Genomic DNA, 10,722 nt, shown 5'->3' on the forward strand with positions numbered 1-10,722 from the left:
CATGAAAACTTTAGGAAACATAAAACGTTCGTGCTGAGCGTGCTTTACTGATTAGTCCCATTATGATATCTTGTGAGTATACTCAGATTAGCCAGATTAGATGCCCCCGGAGTTTTACACCAGGCTTCCGGGACGCCCCTAAAGAGGATTCAGGGACATCTTAATATATTAAGTTTAGCAAGCTTTTAGAAAACAAGGGGGTCAGGTAACAGTTATGAAATACGTTCGTGCAGAACGTGGTTAAAATTCACCTAAACCATAACCTTTCAACCTGTGTTATCTCCGATAGATCACAGTCGCACACAGACCTTTGATAAGCATAAAATCCCAGGCAAGGGGACCATTGAGAAAACCCCTCTCATGGGTGGTGTTTTTGCTATGGCGCAAGGGGAAGCGGGGTCACATCTTGATTTGTGATTAATGTCATCATTAAACCATCTGCACTATCAACATAACTCCATGAAATATTGTAATATAAAACTATAATCACTAATCAAGATGTGACCCCCAATTGTGCAATTGTGAAGATCTTGATCTGTCTCAACATTTACACGACGCGCTGAACAGCCTTAAAATTGTTCTGGCGGCGGAAGAATCGTTAAAAACCGGACGTACGCTGGAGCTATGAAGCTTCGTAGAATCATCATACTGGCTTATCTTTATGTGCCGTATTGTCTCCACAAAATCACCGGCACCGGTGCGTTTGGTCGCCATCAAGGGGAGAACATCGACGGTCCCATTCAATCCGATGGCAATTCACTTAAATCCGCGCTTATAAAACACCATGTGAAGCAATTCCATGAATCGTCCTGCTCCGTCGCAAGCGTTGTTTCAGTCGTCAATGCCATAAGGGACGAACAAGGCGACACGCCTATGCCGGTCAGCCAGATGGATATTCTTGAGAAAGTAAGGACGGCAAACTGGAAAGAAAGGATGAGCAAAAAGGGACACAATGGCAAACGAGGCCTCCCGCTGCCCGTCTTTTCCGAGGTGGTCAAAAGCAGCCTTGAGGCTTACGGAATAGCGTATAAGGCCTTTGAAACGATTCAGGCCCAAAAGAATTCCAAACAATCAGAAGGGATTAAAAAAGTTCTGTGGAAGCGACTGAATGATTTTGAAAAAAAGGGCGATTGTCTTATCATCGCCCACTTTGACCAAGGTGCCTATGTCCCGACCATGAACATACCTCATATTTCACCGGTCGGGGGCTTTGATACCCAAAACGGCGACGTCACCATTCTGGATGTGGACCCCCTGCAGGAAAAACCCTACAAAATCACTTTTGATACCTTTTACAAAGGACTATCCAGCAACTACCATCATTTTTTCAGACCGTTCGGTTTCGGCAGCGGCGGGTATGTTTTCATAAAACTGCGCTGATGATTATTTCGCATGAAAATAAAATAGCCGAACCATTCAGCGGCAAGCAGCTAGACGCCTGTTTGTTATGGATTTGGACGGAACTTTACTATGCTCGGATCGGACGTTCGACGCCGTCGATCTCCATGCTTTAAAGCAGCTCGGCGACCAAGGTGTCGTGCGAGCGATCGCCACCGGTCGCTCAATGTATTCTTTCAATACCGTTGCCGATTCGAACCTTCCGGTGGATTTCGTGATTTTTTCCACAGGCGCAGGGGTCGCTCAATATCCCGGTGGCTGGATTATTCGAAAAGTAAGCCTCGAACCGCATGAGGTTGAGCATGCCTGGGGATATTGGGGGACATCTATTCGATTATAATTTTACCCTTTTGAAGGTAGATCTACGCAGGCTCTCCGGGACGGACATACAATTTAACTTTTTGAAAAACAAGGGGGTCAGGTAACAGTTATGAAATACGTTCGTGCAGAACGTGGTTAAAATTCACCAAAACCATAACCTTTCAACCTGTGTTATCTCCGATAGATCACAGTCGCACACAGACCTTTGATAAGCATAAAATCCCAGGCAAGGGGACCATTGACGGCCATTGACAATGCTCCACTCATTGGTGGTATTTTTGTTATCGCCAGGGGCCAGGTGCGGTCCAGAAGCCGTGAAACGTTCGTCGCTCGACAATAGAGGCTACAACAGGCTCAAGAAAAACCTTGACGGCTACGGCAACATCCTCGAAGAACCCCGGTGCATCGGCAATCTTGGCCTTCTTGATGAATCCCAACCACTGAACCTTTTTATCCTCATCCTTCGTAAAAGAAATATCGAAGACCGCAGGGTTGGATGGTAAAATCGTTTGAAAGCAGACACTTGACCCCTTGAATCCTTGAACCCTCTTCTCCAACTAAATTGGAGATGATCCACCTTTATCAACTAGCCCGGAACTTTGAACCCCTGAAACCCGGAACGGTTACCAACTTTTCATGCCATGCGTTGGATCTCTTTTAGTTTCTTTTCAAGCCGTTTTTTAGAGACCGGCACGGCCGTTTTTAGCTCCTGGGCAAACAGGGAGACTTTGTATTCTTCGATCAACCAAAAATACTCCTCGACAGCGGCCCTTTTTTGCGGTGATGCTCCGGGCCTAAGCTCCTTAAGCATGATATTCAGGCCGGCAATGAAAAGGCCTATTTCCTTGGCTTTGACCTGGTCTTTTTCAAAATTAATAAATGCGCGCCGGGCCCGGATTTCAATAGTTTTCAGGTATCTGACAAGGTGGACGAAGCGGTCGGTACTGTAAAGCTGCACAAATGTTTCCGGGACCAGCCGGGCCAACTGCTCTCTTAAGTCTTTTAGAAATTGTTGGGCTGTTTCGCTTTGGTCGTGGGTGGTTTCCAGGCTGTAAATTATGGTTCTGGTTTCATGGTAGGCTGCCAGCACAGTCATGCTTTTGTCGAGCAATTCGCGGCCTTTGGCAAGAATATGCGGTGCTACGGATTCGGCGTGGGAATCAAAGGCTTCTTTTGAACGCAGGTTTTTGCAAAAAAGGGTGTTGACAACGGTTTGGTACAGCATTTTTTCAAAACGCGCGGCCCCTCCAAAATAGTCGGCCATTTTTGCGGCTTTTTTCGGCAGGATCAGGGATTTTTTCAAAAACTTGAGATCCTTTGCAAAATGGATAGTAAAAAGTGCCGCCAGGCCGTCCTGATGGGATTTAACGGCCTGGTCGGGTTGTTGAAAAAGGCGCAGGTTAACAATCGATTTCTGCTTCAAAGTGGCTTTTTCAAGGCCGGGATACAGCCTCCATTTGGTCGTATTTTTTCCTTGAATTATGATGGTTTCCGGCAGATCGGGAAAGTCCCAGCAGGTGAGGCCGGTCTTTTCCCACTGTTTGCGGGCGGTTTTGATTTCTTTGGGCTCTTGGGGGCCGGTCCTGCCGGAAAAGTTTTGGCGTAAAATGGCCGGGTCTCTGCCGGCGGCAAGCTCTTCACCTTCAGGGCCTGTGATTGCGAAGCGCATTTTAAGGTGTTGCGGCAAAAGGTTTTCCGACCAGGCCGCGGCCGGAATATCAACATTGAAACGGTTGTAAATGAATTTCCCCAAGGCCGTGATCAAAGAATTTTCTTCTTGGGGCATGGCATTGATGATCACATCGACCGTTGTGGTTACCGGCACCAGTTGTTTACGAAAAGCTTTGGGCAGTCCTTTGATGAGGGCGGTTATTTTTTCTTTGTAAAGTCCGGGTACCAGCCAGCCCATTGATTCTGAAGGAATCGCGGAAGTCTGGGACAATGGTATTTTAACGGTTATACCGTCAACGTTTTTTCCCGGCTGGAAGCCGTAGGTGCAATCAAAGCTCTGGTTTCCAAGGTCTATTCTGTCCGGGAAAAGAGACAGTTCCGCTTTGTCCGGGGAATATTGCCGGATGTCTGCGGGTTTCATGCGCAGGAAACGGTCGCTGCCTTTTTGTTTAATAAGATGTCGCATGGTTCTGATATCACAACATTTTTTTAAACGTTGGTGGTAAAACCGGAACATCTCATCCTCACTGACCAGGATGTCCCTCTTTCGGATGCGGTCTTCCATGTCTCTGACTTCGTCAATTTGCTTGCGGTTGTGTTGCATAAACGCAAACTGCTGCCGGATATCGCCTTCCACCAGCGCACTGCGGATAAATATTTCCGCAGCTTCTCGGGGGTTGATTCTACCATAAGACACCGGTCGCCGGGGAACAATGATAAGGCCGAAGAGGCTGACCTGTTCACTGGCCGTCACTTCGCCGCGCTTTCTTTCCCAGTGCGGTTCAAGATAGGTATATTTGCACAGATTACCGCCCAGGTCTTCCAACCAGCGGCTGTCGATGCCGGCGGTAGTCCGGGCGAAAAGTCTGGAAGTCTTGACCATTTCAGCGGCCACGATCCAGGTCTTGGCCCGGTTAAACAGGGTTGAGCCCGGGAAAATCATTACTTCCCGGCCCTTGGTGGCCTGAAATATATTTTTTTCTTTTTTTACGGCAATGTTGGCAAGAAAACCGCTTAAAACCGATTTGTGAATGGCGGCATAAAGAGGAGCGTATTCATCAGGTTCCCGGTAGCTGTCCCGGGCCGCGAGGGGTGTAAGCCGGCGGCGGCGAAAACGATAATCTTTCAGGATCTGTGTGAGCTGGCCGTGAATATCAAACCATTCCCTCATTCTTTTAAATGAGAGGAAGTGTGCTTTGCAGAACTTTTTAACCTGTTTGAAGCTCTGGCCGGTTGTTTTTTGGCTGTTCCAGACCTGATGGTATTGGTTCCAGATATTCAGCAGGGTAATAAAATCCGAAGAAGAGTCTCGCAAGGTTTTGTGAGCCTGGTCGGCGGCTTCGGCTTTTTCCGAAGGCCGTTCTCTGGGATCCTGGATGCTCAGGGCCGCAGCGATAACAGTCATCTCATCCAGACATCCCTGGGCCCGGGCTTCCAGCAACATGCGGGACAGGCGGGGATCGACGGGTATTTTGGCCATGAGCCGGCCTGTTTTGGTCAGCTTGTAACTATACTTGTCGCCGGCAGCCTCAGGTTTGAGCACCGGAGCAATCGCCCCGAGTTCGACCAGCAAATCAAAGCCGTCTCTTATACTTTTAGGGTCCGGGCGGTCGATAAAGGGAAAATCCGATATATCACCGAATTTCAAAGCGATCATCCGCAGGATGACTTCAGCCAGGTTGGCCCTTAGAATTTCAGGCAATGTAAACAGCGGGCGAGTATGGAAATCTTCCTCCGAAAAAAGGCGTATGCAAACGCCGTTTTCTACCCGTCCGCACCTTCCTTTGCGCTGTTCGGCGCTGCTTTGGGATATGGCGGTGACCGGCAGGGAAGTGGTTCTTGATCGCGGTGTATATCGCGATATGCGTGCCAGTCCCGTGTCGATGACGTATTTAATGCCCGGTATGGTAATGGACGTTTCAGCAATATTGGTGGCGATAATAATTTTTCTGGCTGAAGCGGGGGCAAAAACCTTGGACTGCTCGGCCGCCGAGAGCCGGGCAAACAATGGGAGCACGGCGACATTTTTATATCGTCGGCCTGCAATAGTTTCACGGGTTTCACGAATATCCTGTTCAGTAGGCATGAAGATGAGAATGTCGCCGAAAGGACTTTCCCGCTGCAGTTGGTCTAACGCGCGCACCGTCATTTCAATATGGGCCGGGTCGTCGTCATCAGCGGTTTCGGAAGCGTGCGGATGATAACGGACTTCCACTGGGTACATGCGGCCGGAGACTTCGATCACCGGCGCCCGGTCAAAAGCCTTTGAGAATTTTTCGGTATCGATGGTGGCCGAAGTTATTACGACTTTCAGATCCTTTCTTCTCTTTAGCAGCGTCTTTAAAAATCCCAGAATAAAGTCAATATTCAGGTTTCTCTCATGGGCTTCATCGACAATGATGGTATCGTATTCGGTAAGATACGGGTCGTTCTGAGTTTCGGCCAGCAGAATGCCGTCGGTCATGATTTTGATATACGCATCGGGGCCGGTCTTATCTTGGAACCGTATTTTGTAACCCACGGATTGGCCCGGCAGCTCTCCTAATTCTTGGGCGATGCGATGGGAGACAGTTGTGGCAGCGATTCTGCGGGGCTGGGTGCAGCCGATTTTGCCGTCAATACCACGTCCGGCGTCCAAACAGAATTTTGGTATCTGGGTGGTTTTGCCCGAACCGGTCTCCCCGGAAATGATGACCACCGGGTTGTTGGCGACGGCATCGATGATTTCATCCTTTTTGGCCGTTATGGGCAGGGCAGGGTCGTATTTTGGATGCGGGCGGCTTTCCTGTCGCCGGACTCTCTTTTTGATGGAAGCCTGAAGTTTTTTCTCAAGATGACAAAGACGTTTTGCGATCTTTTTATCCCCCGGCGATTTAGCCACGGAGCGTTTAATGCGGGCGATTTCGCGGCCGATGGCATGTCTGTCGGCAGTCAGTGCCGCAGGCAACCGCGATTCGATTTGTTTAATGATATGTTTCATTGTTATTTTGGCTCAATATTCCACAAAGGATATCATAAAAAAATTGAATGATAAACAATCAGGATTAACTGTCGGCGGGGGCGGCGGCTTCTTCCGGCGGGCGGTAGTTGACCAGGACCATGCCCAGGCATACCATGATCAAAGCCGCCACCAGGTTGGAACTTATCAGTTCGCCCATTATTATGATACCACTTATCAAGACACCGAATACCGGGGTGAAAAAGGTAAAAGAATGTAGCAGGCTGACAGGATAGCGGGAGATGAGTTCAAACCAGACCAGGTAGCTGAGAAAAGCTATAATGATACATTGATAAAAGACCGAAAAAGCTCCTGCCCAGGATAATGCTGAGACCACAACAGGGTCTTCCAGGGCGATACTCAGAGCGAACAGGAGCGGTGCAGAAAAGAAAACCTGGTAAAAGAGTGTTTGCAAGGGTGATGCACGGTCGACCAAAAACTTTTTTATGTAGACAGTAGTGGATCCCCATAGAAAAGCGGCGCCCAGAGCCATAAGGTCGCCCGGCAGAGTCGTCAAATGAGAAGCACCTAGATCTTTTACATACAGTGTCACTACACCTCCGAAAGCCAGTAAAAGTCCGGCAGCCTTCCAGGGATTGAAACGGTCATTGCCCAGGAGAAAATGGGCTTCCAGGGCCACGAAAAGAGGGGCGGTGTACAAAATGACATACATGCGGGAAGTCAGGGTGTATTTGAGCCCCACATAGATCAGGCCGAACTCGGCGCCAAAAAAGAGCCCTATTACAATGCCGTGCAAAAGAACAATCTTGGAAGGGAAGAGGTCTATCCTCTTGAATTTCATCCAGGCGTAAAGACAAAAGCTCGCTACCAGCGAACGCAGTCCGGCCATAAACAGAGGGGCCAACTCTCGGCTCCCGATCTTGATTATGGCCATATTGGCCCCCCACACCAGAGCGAGGGCCAATAAAACGGCTATCGGTTGCCAGCGGAGTCGGTCAGAGGGCATGAGTTTTTTGGCAGTAGTAATTTAAGTCTGTTGCAACTTTCAAAGGTCTCGAAGCGCTATGATTGTATTTTACCGCTAAGGCAGGCGGGTTCTCAGCGGACAATGCATTTTACCGGCAGAAGATCTGTTTGCGGGGCGGAACTAATTGGCATCAATTTTTTCTCTAAGCTTTCCGGAGCATTTGAAGGTAACAACCTTCCTGGGCGCCAGCATCATATCATCACCGGTTGCAGGATTTCTGCCTTTACGTTCCTTTTTCTCTTTTACACGGAATTTTCCAAACCCGCTGATGAGGATGTCTTCACCGTTTGCAAGGGTGGTCTTCATGATTTCTAAAAGGGTTTCAACCAGTTCCGAACTTCTTTTTCTGGAGAGACCGAGATGGTTCTGGGTGGTGTCGATAATTTGAGCTTTTGTTAGCGCCATGGTAAAGTTCTCCTCTGATTAATAGTTCTTAATTCGTAATTCGTTTCTTTTAACTGATTTAATTGAATCTGTCAAACCCGTCAAATAAAATTGATCTGTTTATATAATAAAATAATTTAGTTTTTTTCAATAAAAAAAAGCATTTTTTGTCGATAATGTTCCATGGGAATGATATAGTGCCCGAAATATCCATATCGAGGTAATAGCCTGATGATCATCAGACAGATCCCTGTGGGCCCTTTTCAGCGGCGATACCCTTTTTGTTGCCACTAAGACACCAAGGCACGAAGAAAGCATAATAAATATATCCTTTGTGCCTTCCCGCCTGCCAAAGTCTTGTACGGCGGACAGGCGTGGCAGTCATTTTTTGATTACGGTTTATCCGGGTTTGGCGATAGGGGTGGAATAACTAAATGGATAGATTTAACGAGTTGAAAGCAGAGGGTATTCAAATATTCGGTGAGGTAGGGGCCTGGGCTTACGATGCATGGAACGATTTGAATGCAACCTGTTTTGACGCAAAGAATCTACTTGGCCCTATTTGCTGGATTATGACGCCGCGGAACAAAAGTTTAGGATGTTATTTTTTCTCTAAAAATATTATTTATTTATACAAAGGCCTGGTGCGACCGGTTTATCCGACCAACATGCCCAAATGGTGCCTGGACAATTTAAATAAACGGCTGGCCAGAGATGTACTGCTGCATGAGATGATTCATCAGAAGATTCACCAGGCCGGTGGCTGGACGGGCGAAAGCAGTCATAACAACGAACGATTCGTGGATGAGGTCAACAGGATCTCAAAATTGCTGGATTTGAAAGCAACGGCCAAGGTAATTCAATCTAAAATAATTGACGGTAAACGTACAAGGTGCGTCGAGCCCGGGTACTTAACTCTTGAGGAAACATCTAATTTTCCTTATACAACCAGGTCCTATGATTATTATTACAGTTACAGGCATTACTAATTGCCACCTAAAGATTTTATTTATTCTTAGAGAATATCGGAGATCAGGTCGAGGAAACGACTGCGGTCTTCATCGGATATTTTGACGAAGCAGAGGCCTATTGCATAGGTGGTATTCTGATCATCAATTCCATAGACGTCCGACCAGATTACCCTGCCGGAAATTACTATAGACTGCTGACCTGGAGGCTCAATCGATATGCTGATAATCTCATCCAGCGGAAGCGGTTCTTCACAAAATATGGAAATACCGTCAAAGGCGATATTCTTGGTTTCGCCTTCAATGAAGTCGTCACCTTTAGATACGATCACGGGCCATTCGACTTCGATTCTGGGATGCCGGCGTTTTTCACTGGAATTTTCCAAATTATAGATCTCCTATCCACTTCTGGCTCGTATTAAGATATCGTATTTCAAATTCACAGCAATGTCAAATCGTTATAAAGTTCTGTTTTGATTGTGAATCAAGTTTGTCAGACCCACGTGATGGGGAACCTTATGTCTAATATCCCAGGTAGGCGTTCACAGGTTCAGAGTTCAGAAGTTCAGGGTTGCTTTATTTGTTAACCTTTACTAACTAGCTCCGAACCTCCTGGCACGACGTAGCTTCAGCGTAGGCGGCTGAACCTATGAACCCTTTAGATGAGTCTGCTGCATCCTGGATTTGCTTCTTCAACCCGAAGCCACGGGTAAATTTGGCCTTCTTTGTCAGGCCGTAGACCTTGCGAGTTAACTCCCGGGCCAACTGCCATGCCTCAATATCTTCAAATCGTTCTATTCTCATGCCTTCTCTATTCAGAACTCACAAATTAACGGTTCAAATTTCTGAACCTTTGAACCCTGAACCTCTGAACGGTTACTATCCCCGGATGCTTACTATTATGGTCAGAATGGTGTGAGGCACTTATTTAATTCTGAAAAATCTGGTCCTGCCTCGCGTAGCGGGGGAATTCTTTACTTTCTTATAAACAGCTCTTTCCATTATGACCGTTTCTTCATTCATGTGTCCCTCCCTACTCTATTTTGTTGCAGTTTGCAAAGAACCTTGAAGAGGTTCAAAATGAAAATCTGCTGAAAGATGCGGTATCTGTTGCCAGTCGAGTCCCAGCAGGTTTGCGGCTTGGCGATCCATTTCTAAAGGATTGTATCCGGCGATGATTTTCTTAACCGGTGGCGTGCAATGACGGCCGCCAAGGTGAAAATCCGCCAGGCCCACACTGGCATCCATCACGGACAGATCCGGGCAGCGGTATAAATTGAGATCGATAATCGATTGCTGCATATTCTTGTGAAATACTGATTTTTTCCAGCCCCCGAATCTTCCGGCATAATATTTGGGTGGCGCAAAGCCGAGCATGTTTTTTAGCGTGCCGGTAATTCCAGACAACGAATGGGCCTTGAGCACCGGCAGGGAAATAATGAAATGCGTAAAAGCGATTTCCGGAAGATAAATTTCCGGGAAAATCGAGCAGTTATTGTTTTTAAGTTTTCGAAGCGGTGCTGTGTTTAAATCAATCAGAATGATTTTATGTCGTTTGGCCAAATCCCGGTATCCCAACAGATCAAATATTTCATCGGTTTCGAGACTCGCATCGCCGCATCCTTCGGCAATAATGACCTCGGCCGCCGAGCAGGAACGTATATACTCGATGACTGCTTCACAGCAGGCGGCCCGTGTTGTCACCGGATGTGGCGAAGCATTCGTCAAGTTGGGTTTTAACAGAATGGACTTCTGTTTTGCGAATGTTTCACCGGCGCTGACGGCGTCGAGTGCCGCAGTAACCGATTCATGGTAGGAGTAGAAGTCGATTACGGATAGATGCATCTATATCAAACCTAGGTTGAGCGGTTCAACGTTCAAGCCCGCCCTGGCCTCCGGCTCGTAGAGACATGAGCCTACGCCTCGGAGAGCGCGACGGCCGTTATCAAGGAGATCAACCCTCTGCTATTAAAATATACGCATTGGATTCAACT

General features: G+C 47.5%; 10 protein-coding genes. 3 read left to right on the forward strand and 7 right to left on the reverse strand.

Features of this window, described 5'->3' with window-relative positions:
• Positions 1-624: 624 nt before the first annotated feature.
• Complete coding sequence (locus V3S16_RS09875; protein WP_413884520.1) at positions 625-1,380, forward strand: phytochelatin synthase family protein; 756 nt, start codon at positions 625-627, stop codon at positions 1,378-1,380.
• Positions 1,381-1,447: 67 nt separating this feature from the next.
• The gene (locus V3S16_RS09880; protein ID WP_413884521.1) at positions 1,448-1,738 is read left to right on the forward strand and encodes an HAD family hydrolase; all 291 of its coding nucleotides are present in this window, start codon (positions 1,448-1,450) and stop codon (positions 1,736-1,738) included.
• 262 nt (positions 1,739-2,000) lie between these two features.
• Here V3S16_RS09880 and V3S16_RS09885 read toward each other — a convergent pair whose 3' ends face one another.
• The 4 genes from V3S16_RS09885 to V3S16_RS09900 form a co-directional block, all read right to left on the reverse strand.
• Positions 2,001-2,276, reverse strand: a complete 276-nt coding sequence (locus V3S16_RS09885; RefSeq protein ID WP_413884522.1) for a hypothetical protein — start codon at positions 2,274-2,276, stop codon at positions 2,001-2,003.
• Positions 2,277-2,353: 77 nt separating this feature from the next.
• Positions 2,354-6,370 (reverse strand): ATP-dependent RNA helicase HrpA, encoded by a 4,017-nt coding sequence (gene hrpA, locus V3S16_RS09890; RefSeq protein WP_413884523.1) that lies wholly within the window; start codon positions 6,368-6,370, stop codon positions 2,354-2,356.
• 64 nt (positions 6,371-6,434) lie between these two features.
• On the reverse strand, positions 6,435-7,355 hold the full coding sequence (locus tag V3S16_RS09895; RefSeq protein ID WP_413884524.1) for a DMT family transporter: 921 nt from the start codon (positions 7,353-7,355) through the stop codon (positions 6,435-6,437).
• Between the two features lie 141 nt (positions 7,356-7,496).
• Complete coding sequence (locus V3S16_RS09900; protein ID WP_413884525.1) at positions 7,497-7,781, reverse strand: integration host factor subunit alpha; 285 nt, start codon at positions 7,779-7,781, stop codon at positions 7,497-7,499.
• A gap of 413 nt (positions 7,782-8,194) precedes the next feature.
• Here V3S16_RS09900 and V3S16_RS09905 point away from each other — a divergent pair, with 413 nt between their 5' ends.
• The gene (locus V3S16_RS09905) at positions 8,195-8,749 is read left to right on the forward strand and encodes a hypothetical protein (protein ID WP_413884526.1); all 555 of its coding nucleotides are present in this window, start codon (positions 8,195-8,197) and stop codon (positions 8,747-8,749) included.
• Positions 8,750-8,775: 26 nt separating this feature from the next.
• Here the strand turns inward: V3S16_RS09905 and V3S16_RS09910 are convergent, their stop codons facing one another.
• From V3S16_RS09910 to V3S16_RS09920, 3 genes are all read right to left on the reverse strand, one after another.
• Entirely contained in the window at positions 8,776-9,114 is a 339-nt protein-coding gene (locus tag V3S16_RS09910; RefSeq protein ID WP_413884527.1) for a PilZ domain-containing protein, read from the reverse strand.
• Positions 9,115-9,325: 211 nt separating this feature from the next.
• Positions 9,326-9,532 (reverse strand): four helix bundle protein, encoded by a 207-nt coding sequence (locus tag V3S16_RS09915; protein ID WP_413884528.1) that lies wholly within the window; start codon positions 9,530-9,532, stop codon positions 9,326-9,328.
• Between the two features lie 234 nt (positions 9,533-9,766).
• Entirely contained in the window at positions 9,767-10,573 is an 807-nt protein-coding gene (locus tag V3S16_RS09920) for a DUF362 domain-containing protein (RefSeq protein ID WP_413884529.1), read from the reverse strand.
• Between the last annotated feature and the right edge of the window lie 149 nt (positions 10,574-10,722).

The organism is Candidatus Desulfatibia sp. (genome assembly GCF_036446775.1).
In the GTDB taxonomy this organism is placed as follows: domain Bacteria; phylum Desulfobacterota; class Desulfobacteria; order Desulfobacterales; family UBA11574; genus Desulfatibia_A.